The organism is Vibrio sabulosilitoris, assembly GCF_055391395.1.
Genome location: NZ_AP029599.1, coordinates 2,832,303 through 2,850,644 on the forward strand (window position 1 = coordinate 2,832,303; position 18,342 = coordinate 2,850,644).

The window sequence follows — 18,342 nt, forward strand, 5'->3', positions numbered from 1 at the left end:
TCCCTTTTTAGGGAGCATACGATGCACATTGACCACTTCAAAGAACATTTCCAAACGATGACCGACCAACGCCAAGGAGCAAAGGTAACTTACTGCTTGTTTGAAGTTCTTTTTGGCTCGCTATGTGCCGTGATTGCCGGTGCAAAGGGCTGGTTTGATATTCGTGAGTACATTCTCGGACACCACGATTGGTTTAAACGCAATGACCTCTTTTTGAATGGTATTCCTGCCGATGACACGATTGCCCGCATAATATCTACGATAGAGCCCGAGCAATTCCATAAGTGCTTTGTTAGCTGGATATCGTCGATACATACACTCACCGACGGCCAAGTCGTTGCGATAGATGGCAAAACGCTTCGCGGCTCCTACAATCGCGAAGACAGAGCAAGCACTATTCACATGATCAGCGCCTATGCCTCATCAAATAAGCTCGTATTGGGACAGCTAAAAACCGAGCAAAAAAGCAATGAAATAACGGCAATCCCAGAGCTGATAAAGATGCTCGATATCAAGGGGGCTCTCGTCACCATTGATGCAATGGCCTGTCAAACCAAGATAGCCAAAGTCATTGTAGAACAAGGAGGCGACTACTTGCTTGCAGTGAAGTGTAACCAAGGAAAACTTCGACAAGCGATAGAAAAAGCGTTCTCCACTGAGCGAGCAAATGTGGCAGAAGACATTGTGCTTGAAGACGGGCATGGGCGTATAGAGTCTCGCCAATGCTATGTATTTGACAGTGCCAAACTTGAAGGTAACTTCTCTCGTTGGAAAGGCTTGAAGAGCATTGTTATGGTTGAAAACTTCCGCTTTGAGAAAGGAAAAGCAATAGGCCTAGAGTATCGTTACTACATCAGCTCCAAAGAGCTTAGCGCCGAGCAAGCAGCGACAGCAGTCAGAGAACATTGGGGTATAGAGTCAATGCATTGGGTGCTTGATGTGAGTATGAATGAAGACGCGTGTCAGATATACAAAGAGAACGGCGCAGAGAATCTGTCTTGCTTACGCCATATGAGCTTGAATATGCTCCGTGCAGAGCCAACCAAGTTGAGCATTGTTGGGAAACAAAAGCGATGCATGATGAATACAGCCATGCTAGAGGCGGTATTAAGTGCTGGTTTTAATCTGGCGGTGAAAAACTAGACACTCATGCGGTCGCCCTGATCTTAAGCCCAACTCCTATCCACTGTATTACAATAATAACTTCTCTTAAGCAGTCATTTACTCACATTCTTTCCTCTCACAGCAATTTAGATACCAACAATTTTTCCATTAGAATCACTTAAATTAAATAAACTCAGCATCTCTCTCGTCCCAAAATGGTGCAAAAGCAGATTTCACACGGATCGAAATAGTGCATTAATTTAGCTTATCCATCGATTAGAAAATAAGGTTTGTACCCGGAGGTTTATTTATTCCAAACTACAAATAACTTATTAAAGACAAGGAATTCAACAATGAAAAATCTTGCTAATAGATTAAAGCCAATACTAACTATATCTCTTTTTTTCGCTGGAGTGATTAGTTCTAATATTACTCTTGCGCACGCTGATCTACTTGAAGAGATCAAGCAGCGCGGTGAGTTGGTCGTGGCGACCGAAGCACGCTATACCCCGTTCGAGATGCTTGAAGATGGAAAGATTGTTGGTTACGCCAAGGATATTCTTGACGAGATTATGCTCGACCTTCCAGGCGTAAAACTCAAACAGCTTGATCTGCCTTTGCAGGGAATTTTGGCCGGCCTAAGCGCCAAGCGATACGATTTTGTTGTGACTTCACTGACGATCACTGAGGCTCGAGCGACGAACTACAGTTTTACTTATCCAATTTCAACCGCATCGGTCGCCATCTTGAAACGAAAAGGCGATAAGCGTATTCAATCACCACTCGACATGTCAGGCATGGTAGTGGGCGGACAAGCTGGCTCTCCACAGGTCAATATTGTCAAAGACTATGAGCAAGCTGTATTGGTACCAGAGCGCGGTAAGGGTGTGAAAAAGATCCAAGAATTCACCGATTACAATGAAGCCTACGCGGCATTAGCAGCACGCCGAGTCGACTTGGTTCCACAAGCTATCCCAAACCTTGCACCAATTGTCAAAGCCAGACCTGAACTATTTGAGATCGTGCAACCGGCTTTTGGTCCTGACACCTACTACGCTTGGGCGGGTCGACCTGATCCAGAGTCTGAATCACTGGTCCAGTTCTTCAGCGACGGTATAGAGAAGCTGCACAAAAATGGCAAGCTGGCTGAACTACAGATGAAATGGTTTGGCTTTACCATGGACTTCCCAACTGGCTATGTGCCTGAGCCTACGAGCTAATCTTTGTCCATTGCGATGAGGGCTTCGCCCTCATTATTTTTAATTTAACTCAGAGACTATGCCATGCCACATGACTATCAACAGGGTCGGCTTAATCTTCCTTTTACTGGTCACTGCACGTTCAGCAAGAGCCCGATTGCTGATTGCCAAGATACCCAAGGTGCTGACTTCGCTGTCCTTGGTGTGCCCTTCGATATGGGCTGCCAGTATCGCTCTGGAGCACGATTTGGTCCTAGAGCCATTCGCCAAGCCTCAACTCTGTTTGCGTTTGGTCACAGTGGTGCCTACGACTATGAACGAGACACCCTTTATATGGAAAAAAGCAAGGTCAAGGTTGTCGATGTCGGTGATGTCGACATGATCCACACCGATTCAGAGCAGTCTTTATCTAATACCAAGGTTGCTGTTGAATCGCTCCTAGCCCAAGGCTGCATTCCGATTATACTCGGCGGCGATCACTCGGTAACCGCCGCAGCACTCTCAGCCTATGAGAGCCATCATGACCTCCATGTCGTCCAGATTGATGCCCACCTTGATTTCGTTGACCAGCGCCACGGTGTGCGTTTTGGCCATGGAAACTGTATGCGTCGTGCTAGTGAAATGGCGCACATTAAGGGAATGACCCAGCTAGGTATCCGAAATACCTCCTCATCCAATCGTCAGGATCACCAAGATGCGCTGGCCGTGGGCTCGACAATTCTCTCTGTGAATCAATTTCGTCAGTCAGGTACCCTCAAAGTGCTAGACAGTATTTCCCCTGAAAGTAAGATTTACCTCACCATCGATATAGATGGCTTTGACCCTTCTATTGCGCCTGGTACAGGGACACCCAGCCACGGTGGGTTCTACTACGACGAGGTTTTGTCCCTCCTTGAACAGGTCTGTCAACGTCACCAAGTTGTGGGTATTGACCTCTGCGAGGTGGCACCAGCCTATGACCCTACTGAGATAACAGCCACTTTGGCTGCGCAGCTGCTGATAAATGTTATGGGTTATGCGGCACATTACCAAAAGGAGCCAAACTATGTTTGAGTTAAGTGTGGTTTTTCCCTATTACAAGCCACTACTATCAGGGCTTTTTACCACCTTTTGGATTTCGATTATCTCGATCCTAATTGGCTTTTTCGTCGCACTGGTTCTGTGTCAAATTAAGACCAGTCGTTGGCTACTGCTGCGCAGCGTGGCTCGCATCTATATCAGTTTCTTTCGCGGCACCCCGCTACTGGTCCAACTGGCTATCATCTTTTATTTCTTGCCCTTGGCCGGGATCTTTATCCCACCAGCTGCCGCAGCAATCATTGCTCTTAGTATGAATACCGGCGCGTTTCAGGCTGAAATCTTACGTGCCGGCTTTCGTACCTTGCCTAATGGCCAGCTGGAAGCCTGCTGGACTTATGGGTTTAGCCCATGGCAAAGCTATTGGTACATTCAGTTGCCCCAAGTAGTGCGTAAAACCTTACCTGCATTGGTAAATGAAACCATTGATATCATCAAAAACTCGGCATTGATTTCCACCATTGCTGTGGTTGATTTGATGCGTATTGCTCAGACCTATTCATCGACAACCTATCGTCCACTGGAGTTTTTCTTTGCAGCTGGGGTGCTCTATCTCACCCTGACCCAAACCGTCGCCTACCTTGGCCGGCGGGCAGAAACTAAGCTCGCCAATTTATCGAGGTCATGATTATGGATTTGTCACTTATCTTAGAGTACACCCCACTGCTGTTAGCCGGTCTAAAAATCACGGTATTCAGTTGCTTGGGTGCCCTCACGATTGGTTTAAGCCTTGGGCTGGTTTTGTACCCACTATCGCAATCAAAATCAGCTCCTTTACGGTTATGTTATCGACTGTATGTCACCGTATTCCGCGGCACTCCGTTACTGGTTCAAGTCTATTTACTCTTTTATGGCGGTCCTTTGCTTGGCTTAACCCTAGGCGCTATTGAAGTCGGTATATGGGGCATGGGATTTTACGTTTCGGCTTACTTTGCTGAGATCTACCGTGGGGGTTTTGCCAGTCTCGCTAAGGGTCAAATGGAGGCCGCTTACGATCTAGGCTTTTCCCCATTACAAACACTGCGCAAGGTACAACTGCCACAGATGCTTGGTTTGATCATTCCACCGATCACCAATCAATCGATCATCTTGATCAAAGAGTCGGCGATCTTATCGATCATCACTGTCCCTGAGATCAGTACAGCTGCAATACGCATGGCAACCGAAACCTTCAGCGTTATAGAGCCTTATTTGGTTCTCGCTCTTGCCTATTGGCTTCTCACAACAGCGGTCTCTGCCGCAGGACAAAAAGCGGAGCAGCGCGCGACTCACTATCTCAACCCCAACGTAAGGAATGCGGCATGAACACCAACCCAATCGTCGAGATGGTCGACATGAAAAAAAGCTTTGGCGATAATCAAGTACTTAAAGGCATCGACCTTCAAATCAATTGTGGGGAGGTGGTATGCATCATCGGCGGCTCTGGCTCAGGTAAGAGTACCATGCTGCGCTGTATGAACTTTCTTGAGCAATACGACCAAGGTGAGGTTTTGGTCAATGGTAAGCTGATCGGTTACGGCACCGATACACAAGGTAACCTAACCCTCGCGCCCACTAAAGTCGTCCAACAAAATTTGAGTGATGTGTGCATGGTGTTCCAACAGTTCAATCTCTGGCCCCACTTAAGCGTCATGGACAACGTAATGCTGCCTCTCACCTTGGTAAAACAGATACCCAAGCCGCAAGCTGAACAAATCGCCCTAGATATGTTGACCAAGGTTGGGATGGAGCACAAACAAGATGCCTATCCAAATCAACTTTCTGGCGGTCAACAACAGCGAGTCGCCATCGCGCGCTCGCTGGCAACCGATCCCAAGATAATGTTGTTTGACGAACCCACCTCAGCACTGGATCCGGAGCTGGTCGGTGAGGTGCTAAAAGTTATGCAGCAGTTGGCTAAGGAAGGCATGACCATGGTCATCGTGACCCACGAGATGAGCTTTGCCGCTCGGGTCTCTGACCAAGTGGTCTTTCTAGCAGACGGAAGAATTGAGGAACAAGGGCCGCCAGAGGCTATCTTTTCTAGTCCAAAGTCAGCCAAGCTCACAGCATTCCTCAGTACATGGAACGAACGCACTGCGCCACCTGTAGAACTTGACGCTGCCAGTTAGCTTACGTTCATGGACGGGGCGCGAGAACGCTTCGCTGCGGAGAGCGAGGAGTTCAGTGGACGCTAGGTGTTTAGCGTCCACCCCTCGCTACTCGGAGGGCGTCAGCCCGATGCCCGATCCTCGCGCCTAAATCACGCATGACACTTTTGGCGGACGTGTCCAAGGTATGGGTACAAGAACACTAATCGACCTACATAGAATACACTAAATGCGAACCACAACCCTTGATTACCCCACAGTTCAACCGCAACCAACTGAGTTATCAGAAATACTACCAAAGTAATACAGGTCGAGTTTCTTACTGGGCGCGTCGTGCCCGTTCCGGTAAAGATGCCATAGAAGGTTAAGCCATAGCCTGACACTAGTGGGAAAATTAATAGCCATGGTGATAGTGAAACATAAATTTCAATAAGCTCTGGAAGCTGGGTGAATACCAACACAATCGAGTCACGGAATAAAAAGGTCAGCAAGGTTAGGCCAATAACAAAGCCAGTTGTCCACTGCACATTCAGCTTCACCACGCGCTCCAGCAGGGCTGGGTTCTTTTGCCCCACCGCTTTACCAGCAAACACGCTCGATGCATTCGCTACACCGTCGAACATGTAGCTAACAATAAAGGTCACCTGCATCAAGATGGCGTTGGTCGCCAGGACATCCGCACCGAGCTGAGAACCAATACGCGCCATCATGTTGAAGAACACCAAAATACACACCGTACGCAGCAATAGATCCATGTTTGATGACATGATCACACCGAGATCTTTACGCGTCATGCTGACCTTGCGCGCATACTCAAACAGCGGGAACTGACAAGTACGTACAACCAACACCATTCCAATAGCGAAGGTAGTGATCTGAGATATCAAGGTCGCGTAAGCAACCCCTTCAATGCCCATATCAAGAAATAGGACAAACACCACATCGAGTACAATGTTGAGTACGTTACCAAACACCTGAGTAAACAGCGTCGCTTTAGCTTTAGCTTGCCCCATCAACCAGCCGATTAGGGTGTAATTAAGCAACACAAAAGGCGCGCCATAGATCAAAATTTCGAAGTAGTTTTTAGCGCTCAATGCCACCTCTGCCTCAGGCTCAATGACCCAATTTGCCCCCTGCCATATGAGAGATTGTAGGGCAATGAAAATCAATCCCACCAATAAGGCAAGACCGAACGGGCGCACTAAACTCGCTGCAAGTGCTTGGTGGTCGTTCTTACCCAGCGCCATCGCACTCTGCCCGGTGGTACTCACGCGAAAGAAGCCAAACAGCCAGTACATGGTATTCATGATCACGGTACCGATGGCGACGCCACCAATCAGCTCGGCAACACCGAGCTTACCTATCACTGCAGTGTCAACCGCACCAAGTAACGGCTGGGTCACCGTCGAGACAATAAAAGGAAAAGCGATTTTTAAGTAATCTTTATGAGTCAGGGTCATAACGAGTTGTTGCTTTATAGTTTGAGTTAAAATTTGGAGTCGACCATCACCAGCGTAAAGGGACTGCAACGTCTTTCACCATCTATCAAAATTGTCCGGATAGAAGGCTGTGTTGTAAATTGCTGGTCTGTGCTCGAATTCTGGGAGTGCAGAGTGTGCATGATAATGGTTATTATTACCAGAGATATCGAATGATTGTATACTTGGGAGATGATTCGCCGTATGATCACAATCAACTTTAACCCGCTTCCCGTCGATAGGATAGTTTTTGTTAGGCTCATATCGTCAGTAGCGCCGTAATTAATAAGTAAGCAAATAAATAGTGCCACGTGCGTTATGAGTCACACAAATATCAGATATTCTCATCGCGCATTGACATCGCAGTGCAACATTACTTATATATGTTGCCTCACTATTTTGTAGTAACACAGACCATAATTTGTAGTAACACAGACCATAATGGTCACAAGGTAAATCAATGAGCAATTCACACGGTTGTAGCCATTCTAAGTGCTGCTCCTCACACCAAGAAAAAGAGCAATCATTAGAGGCTGTGGGTAAACGCCTAAGCTGGCAATTGGTGGGGATGGACTGTCCAAGTTGTGCCGCTAAAGTGCAAAAGGCAGTAGAGCAAGTCGACGGCGTGATTGCCGCCCGAGTTGCCTTTGCGACCGAACGCCTGATTATTTCGGCATCGTCGACTCTTAATCCAACTGATGTGACCAATGCGATTGAAGCGGCGGGCTTTGATATCGCCGATGAAGCCAAGCCAACCCAAAGTAAGCAAAAGCCAAATTCACTGCTCAGCAGCTCACGCGTGCAAATCCTAGTTGTTGCCACCTTGTTCGGTATTGCACTGCTGTGCGGTCAGTTGATTCCAGCTCTCAAACAGCCATTGATGTATCTTGTTACCATTTTGGCGCTTTTGCCTGTAAGTAAAAAAGCCTTTGCCTTGGCACGTAGCGGTACGCCTTTCTCGATTGAAACCCTTATGTCGGTGGCCGTGATTGGCGCACTCTTTTTAGGTGAAACGATTGAAGCTGCAATGGTGCTGCTACTGTTTATGGTCGGCGAGCAACTCGAGGGCTTTGCCGCGAGTAAAGCCCGCAGCGGCGTACAAAAATTGATGGCGCTCACACCGGATAAGGTTCGACATATCAAAGCTGATGGTGAAGTAGAAGTGGTTGGCGTTGAATCAATCCTGGTAGGCGACAAGATTGAGGTGCTTCCGGGCGAACGCCTGTCGGTCGATGGCGAGCTTCTTAGCTGCCACGGCCACTTCGACCAAAGTGCCCTCACTGGCGAGCCGCTTCCAGTTGAGCTGAAAGCCCATGCCTCGGTAATGGCGGGTACTATGGTAGTTGATAAAGCGGTGCGCCTCAAAGTGACCTCAGAGCAAGGTGACAGCGCGGTCGATCGTATCATTGCGCTGATTGAAGAAGCCGAAGAGAAAAAGGCACCAGTCGAGCGCTTTATCGATAAGTTTAGTCGCTGGTACACACCGCTGATGATGGCGATTGCTCTTGTGGTTGCGGTTGCGCCGCCACTGTTTTTCGATGCCTCTTGGCAAGAGTGGATATACAAAGCACTTGCACTACTACTGATTGCTTGCCCTTGTGCCTTGGTTATCTCTACCCCTGCGGCAATTACCTCAGCGTTGGCTAATGCAACGCGACGAGGCGCACTCATCAAAGGTGGCCTAGCTCTTGAACAGCTAGGTCGTGTAAATACGGTAGCATTTGATAAAACCGGTACACTGACCCAAGGGCAGCCACAGGTCACCTCTGTAGAGGGCGATGAAGACACCCTTACCCTTGCTGCCGCCATCGAGCAAAAATCGACTCACCCACTTGCGACTGCCATCGTTGCTGAAGCGAAGCGTCGTCACCTCACCTTGCCGCATGTCGACAACGCGATGAGTATCTCTGGTGTTGGTGCTTCTGGTGTAATTAATGGCCAATCGATACAAGTTCTTGCCCCGCGTCATATTGACAACCTGCCGGCAGAGCTTGAGCAAAAAATTCATGCACTTGAGGCACAAGGACAGACCGTGGTAGTGGTCACCATTGACGAGGCGCCAAAAGCCCTAATTGCGCTGCAAGATACGCTGCGTGACGATGCCATCGAAGCGGTCAAAGCCCTCAAACAAATTGGCGTGAGCAGTGTGATGCTCACCGGCGACAACCAGCGCGCCGCGGCCAATATTGCCGCTCAAATCGATATCAGCTATCAAGCAGAATTGATGCCAGGCGATAAGCTTAACGCATTGAAAGGACTGTCCGGTTCGATCGCCATGATTGGCGATGGAATTAATGATGCACCAGCACTCAAAGCCGCTGATGTCGGCATCGCTATGGGCCACGGCACGGATGTGGCGCTTGAAACCGCTGACTGCGCGCTCACGCACAACCGCCTGCAGTCCATTCCAGGTCTAATTAAGCTGTCGCGTAAGACCATGGCGATTATTCGTCAAAACGTAGCGCTGGCAATCGGTAGCAAGGTGTTCTTCTTGGTAACGACCCTACTGGGCGTTACTGGCCTTTGGGCAGCCGTACTGGCGGATACCGGCGCAACGGCTTTGGTCACTCTCAACGCCTTGCGTCTATTGAGCGAAAAAATAGAGCGCTAAGCCAATAGCTAGATCATCAAGGGCTTCCAGTTGGAAGCCCTTTTCATTTTAGCCAACAACACTCTCGGATAATGAGATAATACCAAACTCTAGAGCACGACTGAGGGTGATCTCATCGCTGACTAATGCACTTAACGTTTCAGAAGTCAGGACAACCACATTGTAGTCTTGTTGCTTTGGCGCAAGTTCCAGTTGTAGTCTTTTTGGTGCGTGGTGTTGATATTTCGCCCATAGCCCAACATCGGCAAGGTAAATATAGCTTTCTTTCACCCCATGTTTTTGTAACTCACGAGTAAAAAGGTTCAGCCACCAGCTCGCTCGGCGAAACCCAGCATCACCCTCCAGCTTATCAGTCGCTGGCACCCGCCCCTCTTGAACGGCCGAGTAGCTTCTGATCACCAGCCAAGTCGCGCCACGAGGAATATTAGCACCCACCTCAAAAGAAGAGTGAAAACCACATGCACTAACATGAGAAATCGATAGTTGCAGAGCCAGGAACAATGTGGCTCTCAGAGGCAGATTTTTAGATAACATTTTCATTTTGCTTGGGTTGAAGATTGGTTGTCGAGTCACACTAACGGGTATAAAGCTGTCTCAATTGATTTCGCAGCCACTGATGTCCTGAGTTGTTGTTCAATGCTTTATGCCAGAGCATATAAAGGTTCACTCGGCTGCTGCTAAAGGGTAACTGATAGATTTTCAGGCCCAGTTTATCGCGATAGTACTCGGCCATTTCAACCGACAGCGTTGAAATTTTGTCTGTTTGCGAGACCAAGACCATGATCTCAAATATCGATTGACTGTATGCCACAATATTGAGGTCATGAATATAGGCTTGAGTAAACGACTGGATTCCAGCACGGTTATCGCGAGTGCGATTGAACTTGATATAGGGCTCAGTCAAAAACTCCGTCATTGAGATGCTGTCATTTGAGAGCCTTGGGTGGTCTTGACTCGCGATCACACAAATCTTTTCCTGCTTTAGCGGCTCACCCAGAATACTCGGGTGATCGGGGACAACCACATCAATAAACAAGTCTCTTTCCCGATCGAGCAGCTGTTTGACGAGTGCATCACTGCTCTCAGGCTGGTTGTGCAAGATGACTTTGAGATTGGGGTTATCATTGAATGGGGTGTTTTGCAATAAGTGGGTATGGCAGATCTCTGGACAGCTTAAGTTAAACGTTCGATGGCTTTACTCGGGATCAAACGAGCTAAGACCAGTCAAAGTCTGAGCTATTCGATCTAAATCGACCGACAACTCATTATACAGCGCCCTGCCTGCGGCAGTCGGTTTTACCCCTCGAGTTTGGCGAATAAACAGCTCGGTCCCCAATTGATTTTTGAGCCTCTGAATCGCTTGGCTCACCGCTGATTGATTGACTCCGAGTTGATTAGCGGCTTCGGTCATACTGCCGTTTTCAACCACTGCACAGAACACAGTAAGCAGCTTTAAATCCACTTGTTGCATATTAATACCACCCTTAAAACGCCTTCAATTTATACCCTAGTCTGAGCTTCAATGATATTAGTTCAGCTAATATCACTTGTTAATTGGAACAGTAAGGAGACCCATCACTTCTGGGATATTGTCATGCTATCGATTGCGCACTTTGCTACCCGAGTTCCTGACGTTCTGCGCATCGATAAGCTTGATAACAACAAATATGAGAACCCTATGAAGAAGAACATCCTTACCCTAAGTGTTGCTGCGACTATGGCCTTTGGCGCGCATGCGTCGGTTAACTGGGAGCACTACAATGCGAACCCTGATGCGCCAAGTGTGATCACCCTACCCAGCGGTGCTATCGGTGATGTTACTGCTCTGACTAAGATCGCTAATATTCACCGCGTAACCGCAGAGCTTAATCACGAGCAGGTCACAGACAATGTGTGGGTTCTGCACGGTCCGGCATATGCACCGGTTGTGATTGAACTCGATGACGGATTGATTGTGGCACCAACCGGGGAACACGCAGGCGACGGCGCAGCCTTCCGTGCGTATATTCGTGAGCACATCAGCACTAAGCCAATCATTGGTGTTATTTACGACCATAACCACTATGTAGCCGGCACCACAACTATGCTCGATGGTGACGATGCCGTGATTGTCGCTCACCCAGACTTGAACGATATTATTATGGCGCGCTCAGGGGATGGACAGGCCAATGCCTACATCGACGAGATGCAGCCTCACCTTGCCTCTCGCGCCAACATCCATTACGGCAACTTGAGCCCAGCAGAAGGCCCAGATGCCGCGTTGGTTCCACTGAGTGTAAAAATGGGACATGAGAGCGCATGGATCCCGGCAACCCACCTGGTTGAGCACGGCGAATCCTTCACCATTGGCGGGCTGGAATTCATTGCTTATCACGCAGAAACCGATACCAAGGACACCATCAACGTCTATATCCCAAAATATGAGATGGTGATCTCAAATGCTGTATGGCCATCAATGAACATGTACACCCTCCGTGGTGATGCCTATCGCGACCCACGCACTTGGACTGACGCCTTAGTACAGATTCGCGACCTAGAGCCAAAGTATGTTATCGATATTGGCTCGGGTGCAAGCCCACTGACGAGCAAAGAACAGATCCAAGACACTATCAATGCCATGGTGGACTCACGTAACTTCGTTTACGACCAAGCGATTCGCCTAACCAACCTTGGCGTATCACCGAGCCAGCTTAAGCACCATATGCCAATCCCAGATGCGCTAAACGCTCACACACACGTGAACAATGTTTACGGCCAATACGAAACCTACCCACAGGCATTCCCGGTACAAAACCATGGCTACTTCTCTGGTCAGCCGCATGAATTGCACAACCTACCGAATGCCAAGCATGCTGAATACATGATTAAACTGGCTGGCGGTGTTGAGGCGACTTATGTTGCATGGCAAGAGGCAATGGAGCAGGGAGAGTTCTTGTGGGCCAAAGAGCTTTCATCCGCCCTGTACTTTAACGCGCCGAATAATAGCGCAGCACGTCAAGCCTTTGCCGATACCCTGCGCGAGCTGGGCCGTCGTAGTGAAGGTACTATCGTGCGTAATTTCTATATTGCCGGGGCACGAAGCCTTGAGGGGGATATTGATGTGACCCTTAGCGGTCGCCAAAGTGCAGCCTGGGTAGAGCGCGAGCCTGGCACTGCGGTAAATTACCTGCGTACCTTTATTAACCCAAGCCGTGCGACTCAGGTAAGTGGTATCTTGACCTTCGATTTTGGTCAAGAGCAGCACAGCCTTGAGATCCGTAACGGTATTGCAGAATACTTAATCAGCGGCAATGACTCTGGTGAGGTAATCAAGATTTCACCTGAAGAATTTGGTCAATATTACGTTGGCAAGCGCAAAGCCAATCAGATTGCCTCTGGCAAGGCGCTTGAACTATTGAACGTGTTTGATGAATATCAGCACATTCCAATGTATCCAACTAACTTTGACCACTTAAACTAATCGCCCTATGCGGTTAGACACCTTAGTGTAGCCAAAAGCCCCTCGTCATGGATGATGAGGGGCTTTTTTTTAGACGCGACTAACTCAAATATTATTTCAATTCAAAAATGGTGTTACCGTCTTTGATGGTTTCCAAAACTTTGATGTCTTTGATCGTCATTGGATCCACATTCATCGGGTTCGCTTCTAGGATAACCAAATCAGCATTTTTACCTACTTCGATAGAGCCCTTCTCGGCTTCTTCATAGTTTTGATAAGCTGCCGTGATGGTGATCGCTTCTAGCGCTTCGTACGGTGTGATCTTATGATACTCACCTAGTACATCACCATCACGCGTGGTTCGGTTAACCGCAGTCCACATGTTTAGCATCTGATCTGGGAAGGCTACAGGTGCATCCATATGAATGGTGAACGGCAAGCCGAACTCCTTCGCCCATCCCATTGGTGAGATGTTTGAAGCACGCCATGGGCCCAGTACAGAATCACGGTGGTAATCACCCCAGAAGAAGGTATGCGCAGGGAAGTACGACCCGATCATACTGTACTCTGCGGCTTTTTGTACCTGATCCAAGCGCATTGTTTGGCCGTGAATGATGGTAGTACGGTGGTCACGATCACCGTGTTTTTCAATCGCATAGTCAACCGCTTCCAGTAACATGCCCATTGCTGCATCACCGTTAGCGTGAGTGAGTACTTGTGCATCGTTCTCAAAAGCAAGCGCCGTGTAGTGGTTGAACTCATCCTGCGTCATAACAGGGTAACCATGGTAGTGGAAAGCGTGGCTGTGCGGGATCTCAAAGTACGGGTTAGACAGATAAGCGGTCTTGCCTTGAGGTGAACCGTCACTTACGATCTTCATCCCAGCAAGCTTGAGGTTATTCTGGTACTCACCCAATTTAATCGTCTCAGATTCCATAAGCTCTTCAAAATCGAGCCACTTGGCGTAGGCCAAGATATCAATGGTGATCAGGTTTTGCGCTGACAAATGCTGCATCATACCAAGTGAAGTCTTAGTCGCCAGACCTTCCTGAGCCGTCGTCACACCGTAGCTCATGAACATCTCTTGTACTTGTTGGAAACGCTCTGGGATCTCTGCTGGATCGACAGTCATGTGCGCCATCAGCGGGTAGGTCGCGGATTCTTCTAGAATACCGTTCAACTTACCATTTTGGTCACGTCTAATTATGCCACCAGGCGGGTTTTGAGTATCTTGAGTGTAGCCAATGCTTTTCAGGCCTTCGCTGTTACATACTGCTAAGTGGCCCGAAACGTGCGCAATACACACAACATAACCTTTAGTCGCTTCATCAAGATCGTCAAGAAGTCGCCTTCTATCATTTGGGTTATATCGATTTTTCCGCTTATGTGGCAGTAGACTCGCCACTGCTATCATTGGATCATCCAATTACTTGGGCCGAGTTACAAACACACACTCAATATATCCATACTTTAGACATAATCGATAATAACGTGATCGGGCGGTTATCGATCAACTGCCGGCAGGTTGGAAGCGATGATTTAATCTGTGAACTGGTAAGTCAACATGGCTGGGCAATTATCGCAGATAAAGTTGCCGAACCTTGGGTTCGATCTGGGAGAATTGCGAATCTCATCATGCCAAAAGTCATATTAGGTCCGGGTAAGGTCCCACTGAGCTTGTTCCACCGTGTAGGAGCGGACAAATCCCATGTTATCAAACAGACTCTTGAGTGGCTCAACACCCATATACACGCCTATCTGAGCAGTGATGCAGCGACCAGATAAACTTGTAATCGCACGCAGCCAGTCCAACAAAAGCTTGTTGCGCCACCTCATAGTGTTGGCCAGCAAGCTTTGGGTAACAGCACTTTGAGACATAATACCTCTTGACGTAGAGTGCCGACGGACGAGTGGGCATGCGACTTACAATTTAGATATGTATCTCAGAGTCTTGTAGTAATGCTGCGAGAGTTATAAAAAGGTAAAGGGCTGCCCGTTTAGTACGCTGCGCCCTTTTCCCAGTTTTCGAGCCCAAGTGATGACGGGTGTGTAAAACGAACGAATACACCACCTTTTACTGTTTCCCCACTCTCGACAAACAACGTCCGTTAATCGTCAAACAGAAGGTTAATCGCAACCCCTAATGCAACTAGGCCAAAGATAGGTACCAACACCCCCTGCGGAGCGCGCTCTATGTACGGCAGGTTTTCGGCAATCAATAGGCCCCACTCTGGCGAAGGTGGCTTAGCACCAAGGCCGATAAAGCTCAAAGAGGTCAAGCTCAATGTGATCACAGGCAAGCGCAATAGGGCGTGGCGCAGCAATGGCGGCAACACGTAGGGCAGCAGGTAATAGCGCAGCATGCGCACAGGTTTGGTGCCCCAGACTGGCGCGAGGTGTGTGTATGGCTGGGCTTTAGCCTCAACCAACAAGCTCGAGCAGTGCGCGGCCAGCGGTGCCCAAGAAACCAAGACAATCGCAATCATAGCGCTATCTGGATGCATACCAGTCATACCGGCGACCAGCAAACCCGCCACGATATAAGGAACACCCTTAGTGATTTCAATAAAGCCTTGGCTAAAGCGAGTACAAAAGCCCATCACCAGCCCAACCAATAAGCTCAATGCTGTCGCCAATACACCGGCTTGGATCGTGGTGATCATCCCAAGGCCAACTCGAGCGAGCAGATCACGCCCGATGGCATCGGCGCCCAGTGGCGCTGCAAAACTCGGCGCCGCAAGACGGGCGAATTGACTCAGGTAAGGGTCACGCTGCAGCGCCCACACCACGCCGAAAAACAGCACAGCAAAAATACCAATACTGAACGACAGCTTAACCTTAGAGCGGGTAAAGCTAAATGTTGAATGGCTACTGATCAGCTTGCCGCTGCTGGCACTGTGTCCTAGAACCAATTTTTGCAGCAAGATGCTTAAGCTACTCACTAAAATAGAGAACACAAGCAGCACTAACAAGCCGCCTTGCAATATTGGCAAGTCCTGTGCCTTGGCCGCGCCAAGGATCATACGACCAATCCCCGGGATCGAGAAGATCTGCTCAACCGCAACAGCGCCGCCCGTCAAGCCAATCACTGTCATGGCGATTTGTGGGAACAGGTTACTGATCGCGCGCCACAGAGCAAAACGCATAATCTTGGTTGAACGCACGTTGGCGCTGAGCCAAGTGATCACCCACGGCTCGTTCAATACGCGCTTTAGGCTGTCATTGAGTAAGCGACTGAACAGTCCCGTAGCAGGCACAGCCAAAGCAATACTCGGCAACCACAAATTCTCAATGCCCTTCCAGCCATAAGGTGGAAACAGGCCAAGCCAAACCGAGAGCACTAGGATCAAAAGGGCTGCAATCACATACTCAGGCAACGCGATTAGGATTGAGCTTAAGCTGTTATGCTCCATACCCAAGCGACCACGTCGCCATCGCAACAAGGTATAGCCGACGCTGATACCACAAAGCAGTACGGTCAGGACGAGGGCTGAGCCTGTCAGCATAAAAGAGGTTGATGCTGTCTGCTTTACACCTTCCATCACATCCGAGCCATCTATCCAAGATTGACCGAGGTCACCACGCATTGCGCTGCTCGCCCAGTCCCACAGACGTTCAGTGGCGCTGCGATCCAGTTGAAGGTCGATACGTACCGCTTCAAGCGCTTCCGCTGTCAGCAACTGTTGCTGACCGGCACGCGCACGCAAAATGGATTGGCTTGGGTCAATACCTGCAATGTCCGGCATCAGACCGACTAACACCACCACAATCAGCAGTGCAACGGCGCGTGATAGCCAAGGCAGTGAAGAGCCGAGCAGAGCTCGACCCGGTAAAACAGACAGCATGAGCTTATTTAACCTCAGTGATTTGGTTAATCAAACGACGCTCAGCTGGGTCGCGCACTGCATCTTTGACACGTAGGCTCTCACCTTGTACAACACGTTCATGCAACAAAGGAATCGCGGCGTATTGATCAAGGATCATCTTCTCAGCATCAATAATGGCTTGTTGACGCGGCGCACCCGGTTGCTGCAGGTCAGCGTGAGTCAGCGCGTCATCGACTGTTTCTGAACAGAATTGACCTAGGTTAAAAGAGCCCGTACAGCCAAAGTCACTTTGGAAGTAGGCCAGAGGGTCACCTGAATCAAGAACAGTGGCACGTGAAAGAATAAACGCATCAAAGCGCCCTGCTAGCGCATCGGTTTCAATCTGAGCATATTCGCGAATATCCAGCTCAACCTCAAAGCCAACCGCTTCTAGTTGCTGCTTAAGCAGCGCGGCAACTTCTGGCAGTTCAGCGCGGTCTGTAAAGGTACCGATAACAATCTTTTCACCATTCGCTTTGAGATCGCTTGGCAGTGGTGCACGCTCGGCGCGGATAGGATCGGCCCACGCTAGAGCAGGACCTAATAGACCTTTAGCAATGTCAGCATGGTTCTCATAAACGGTTTCAACAATTTGCTTGCGATCAACAGCAGCAGCTGCGGTTTTTCTTAGTTCAATCTGGCTAAAGACTTCAGATTTGTTGTTCAGGTAAAGCGTGTTAGTGCGAGGCATTGCTACCTCATGTAAAAGCTCGTCATCAATCATGGCGATCTGTGAAATTGGCACCGCCTCAACCACATCCGCTTCACCGGTACGAAGGGCCGCTGCGCGCGCGAAACCATCTGGCACGTAATCGGCAATGATGGTGTCAATTTTCGCATTCTCACCCCAGTAGTCATCAAAGCGAACCAGCTTGGCACTTACTGCACCATTGATTTCAACCAGCTCAAATGGACCAGTACCCGCACTGATTGGTGAAACGCGACCGTTGTCTTGGTACGCCGTCGCTGTCAGGATGGATAACTGTGGGCTCGAAAGACGACTTGGAAGCAGCGGATCGTTAAATGGCGTTTCAATTTCAACCGTGTAGTCGTCAAGGGCTTTCACTTCCCAGTGAATACCATCAAGGATGCGTGGTTTTGGTGCCGCTGCAAGTGCTTTGTTCAGGCTGTTGACCACCGAGTGAGCATTGAGCTCTTCGCCGTCATGAAACTTAACACCTTCACGAATCGTAAAGGTCCACTTCAAATCACTTACCTGCTGCCAGCTTGTTGCTAGCATTGGCTCTGCATCGCCCTCAAGGGTCAGATTAACCAGGGTCTCAGCGGTGCTCCAACGTGACAGCTTGAACGCATCATCAGACAAAGGTGACAGTCCTGTACGTGGTGGCTGCATCATAGCCAGACGGATTTCTGAGGTTGCAGAGTTCGCTTCATCACTGGTTTCTGGGCCGAAACAGCCAGTAATAGGCAGGGCGAGCGCAAGCGAAATCGCTAGCTTTAGAGAAGTAGACTTCATG

General features: G+C 49.0%; 16 protein-coding genes. 8 read left to right on the top strand and 8 right to left on the bottom strand.

Annotated elements, in window-relative coordinates; all coding sequences use genetic code 11:
• The first annotated feature begins 21 nt into the window (after positions 1 to 21).
• The 6 genes from ACZ5R2_RS13295 to ACZ5R2_RS13320 all read left to right on the top strand — a co-directional run bounded on the left by ACZ5R2_RS13295 (position 22) and on the right by ACZ5R2_RS13320 (position 5,491).
• Positions 22 to 1,143, top strand: coding sequence for an ISAs1 family transposase (locus ACZ5R2_RS13295; RefSeq protein ID WP_464899841.1), 1,122 nt, complete (start codon positions 22 to 24; stop codon positions 1,141 to 1,143).
• Positions 1,144 to 1,457: 314 nt separating this feature from the next.
• A complete protein-coding gene (locus ACZ5R2_RS13300; RefSeq protein WP_464919418.1) occupies positions 1,458 to 2,324 on the top strand; it encodes a transporter substrate-binding domain-containing protein in 867 nt (288 codons plus the stop codon).
• A 63-nt stretch (positions 2,325 to 2,387) separates the two neighbouring features.
• Entirely contained in the window at positions 2,388 to 3,356 is a 969-nt protein-coding gene (speB, locus tag ACZ5R2_RS13305; RefSeq protein ID WP_464899843.1) for an agmatinase, read from the top strand.
• A complete protein-coding gene (locus ACZ5R2_RS13310) occupies positions 3,349 to 4,008 on the top strand; it encodes an amino acid ABC transporter permease (RefSeq protein ID WP_464899844.1) in 660 nt (219 codons plus the stop codon). Before speB ends, ACZ5R2_RS13310 begins: the two co-directional genes overlap by 8 nt.
• Before the next feature lie 2 nt (positions 4,009 to 4,010).
• Positions 4,011 to 4,685, top strand: a complete 675-nt coding sequence (locus ACZ5R2_RS13315; protein ID WP_464899845.1) for an amino acid ABC transporter permease — start codon at positions 4,011 to 4,013, stop codon at positions 4,683 to 4,685.
• Positions 4,682 to 5,491 (top strand): amino acid ABC transporter ATP-binding protein, encoded by an 810-nt coding sequence (locus tag ACZ5R2_RS13320; protein WP_464899846.1) that lies wholly within the window; start codon positions 4,682 to 4,684, stop codon positions 5,489 to 5,491. The genes ACZ5R2_RS13315 and ACZ5R2_RS13320 overlap by 4 nt, the downstream gene beginning before the upstream one ends.
• Positions 5,492 to 5,622: 131 nt before the next feature.
• On the opposite strand, the gene ACZ5R2_RS13325 is transcribed toward ACZ5R2_RS13320, so the two are convergent.
• Entirely contained in the window at positions 5,623 to 6,930 is a 1,308-nt protein-coding gene (locus ACZ5R2_RS13325) for an MATE family efflux transporter (protein WP_464899847.1), read from the bottom strand.
• 478 nt (positions 6,931 to 7,408) lie between these two features.
• Here ACZ5R2_RS13325 and ACZ5R2_RS13330 point away from each other — a divergent pair, with 478 nt between their 5' ends.
• Positions 7,409 to 9,559: a heavy metal translocating P-type ATPase gene (locus tag ACZ5R2_RS13330; protein ID WP_464899848.1), complete on the top strand. Its 2,151-nt coding sequence runs from the start codon at positions 7,409 to 7,411 to the stop codon at positions 9,557 to 9,559.
• Positions 9,560 to 9,607: 48 nt separating this feature from the next.
• Here ACZ5R2_RS13330 and ACZ5R2_RS13335 read toward each other — a convergent pair whose 3' ends face one another.
• Genes ACZ5R2_RS13335 through ACZ5R2_RS13345 form a run of 3 tightly spaced genes read right to left on the bottom strand, consistent with a single transcriptional unit; the run spans position 9,608 to position 11,030 of the window.
• Entirely contained in the window at positions 9,608 to 10,093 is a 486-nt protein-coding gene (locus tag ACZ5R2_RS13335; RefSeq protein ID WP_464919419.1) for a hypothetical protein, read from the bottom strand.
• 40 nt (positions 10,094 to 10,133) lie between these two features.
• Positions 10,134 to 10,703 carry a LysR substrate-binding domain-containing protein gene (locus ACZ5R2_RS13340; RefSeq protein WP_464899850.1) on the bottom strand — a complete coding sequence of 190 codons (570 nt, stop codon included), beginning with the start codon at positions 10,701 to 10,703 and terminating at the stop codon, positions 10,134 to 10,136.
• A gap of 51 nt (positions 10,704 to 10,754) precedes the next feature.
• Positions 10,755 to 11,030, bottom strand: a complete 276-nt coding sequence (locus tag ACZ5R2_RS13345) for a LysR family transcriptional regulator (protein WP_464899851.1) — start codon at positions 11,028 to 11,030, stop codon at positions 10,755 to 10,757.
• A gap of 123 nt (positions 11,031 to 11,153) precedes the next feature.
• On the opposite strand from ACZ5R2_RS13345, the gene ACZ5R2_RS13350 reads away from it, so the two are divergent.
• Positions 11,154 to 13,019, top strand: a complete 1,866-nt coding sequence (locus ACZ5R2_RS13350) for an alkyl sulfatase dimerization domain-containing protein (protein ID WP_464899852.1) — start codon at positions 11,154 to 11,156, stop codon at positions 13,017 to 13,019.
• 91 nt (positions 13,020 to 13,110) lie between these two features.
• Here the strand turns inward: ACZ5R2_RS13350 and ACZ5R2_RS13355 are convergent, their stop codons facing one another.
• The 4 genes from ACZ5R2_RS13355 to ACZ5R2_RS13370 all read right to left on the bottom strand — a co-directional run bounded on the left by ACZ5R2_RS13355 (position 13,111) and on the right by ACZ5R2_RS13370 (position 18,341).
• Positions 13,111 to 14,412 (bottom strand): amidohydrolase, encoded by a 1,302-nt coding sequence (locus tag ACZ5R2_RS13355; RefSeq protein ID WP_464899853.1) that lies wholly within the window; start codon positions 14,410 to 14,412, stop codon positions 13,111 to 13,113.
• 236 nt (positions 14,413 to 14,648) lie between these two features.
• On the bottom strand, positions 14,649 to 14,876 hold the full coding sequence (locus tag ACZ5R2_RS13360; protein WP_464899854.1) for a hypothetical protein: 228 nt from the start codon (positions 14,874 to 14,876) through the stop codon (positions 14,649 to 14,651).
• 230 nt (positions 14,877 to 15,106) lie between these two features.
• A complete protein-coding gene (locus tag ACZ5R2_RS13365; RefSeq protein ID WP_464899855.1) occupies positions 15,107 to 16,843 on the bottom strand; it encodes an ABC transporter permease subunit in 1,737 nt (578 codons plus the stop codon).
• A gap of 4 nt (positions 16,844 to 16,847) precedes the next feature.
• On the bottom strand, positions 16,848 to 18,341 hold the full coding sequence (locus ACZ5R2_RS13370) for an ABC transporter substrate-binding protein (RefSeq protein WP_464899856.1): 1,494 nt from the start codon (positions 18,339 to 18,341) through the stop codon (positions 16,848 to 16,850).
• Position 18,342: the final 1 nt, after the last annotated feature.

Bases quoted from the DNA above. Each gene is read 5' to 3' on its own strand.
- speB (WP_464899843.1), top strand. From the start codon at position 2,388: ATGCCACATGACTATCAACAGGGTCGGCTTAATCTTCCTTTTACTGGT.
- ACZ5R2_RS13360 (WP_464899854.1), bottom strand. From the start codon at position 14,876: ATGTCTCAAAGTGCTGTTACCCAAAGCTTGCTGGCCAACACTATGAGG.
- ACZ5R2_RS13315 (WP_464899845.1), top strand. From the start codon at position 4,011: ATGGATTTGTCACTTATCTTAGAGTACACCCCACTGCTGTTAGCCGGT.
- ACZ5R2_RS13335 (WP_464919419.1), bottom strand. From the start codon at position 10,093: ATGTTATCTAAAAATCTGCCTCTGAGAGCCACATTGTTCCTGGCTCTG.
- ACZ5R2_RS13310 (WP_464899844.1), top strand. From the start codon at position 3,349: ATGTTTGAGTTAAGTGTGGTTTTTCCCTATTACAAGCCACTACTATCA.
- ACZ5R2_RS13320 (WP_464899846.1), top strand. From the start codon at position 4,682: ATGAACACCAACCCAATCGTCGAGATGGTCGACATGAAAAAAAGCTTT.
- ACZ5R2_RS13350 (WP_464899852.1), top strand. From the start codon at position 11,154: ATGCTATCGATTGCGCACTTTGCTACCCGAGTTCCTGACGTTCTGCGC.
- ACZ5R2_RS13300 (WP_464919418.1), top strand. From the start codon at position 1,458: ATGAAAAATCTTGCTAATAGATTAAAGCCAATACTAACTATATCTCTT.
- ACZ5R2_RS13370 (WP_464899856.1), bottom strand. From the start codon at position 18,341: ATGAAGTCTACTTCTCTAAAGCTAGCGATTTCGCTTGCGCTCGCCCTG.
- ACZ5R2_RS13355 (WP_464899853.1), bottom strand. From the start codon at position 14,412: ATGATAGCAGTGGCGAGTCTACTGCCACATAAGCGGAAAAATCGATAT.
- ACZ5R2_RS13325 (WP_464899847.1), bottom strand. From the start codon at position 6,930: ATGACCCTGACTCATAAAGATTACTTAAAAATCGCTTTTCCTTTTATT.
- ACZ5R2_RS13295 (WP_464899841.1), top strand. From the start codon at position 22: ATGCACATTGACCACTTCAAAGAACATTTCCAAACGATGACCGACCAA.
- ACZ5R2_RS13330 (WP_464899848.1), top strand. From the start codon at position 7,409: ATGAGCAATTCACACGGTTGTAGCCATTCTAAGTGCTGCTCCTCACAC.
- ACZ5R2_RS13365 (WP_464899855.1), bottom strand. From the start codon at position 16,843: ATGCTGTCTGTTTTACCGGGTCGAGCTCTGCTCGGCTCTTCACTGCCT.
- ACZ5R2_RS13345 (WP_464899851.1), bottom strand. From the start codon at position 11,030: ATGCAACAAGTGGATTTAAAGCTGCTTACTGTGTTCTGTGCAGTGGTT.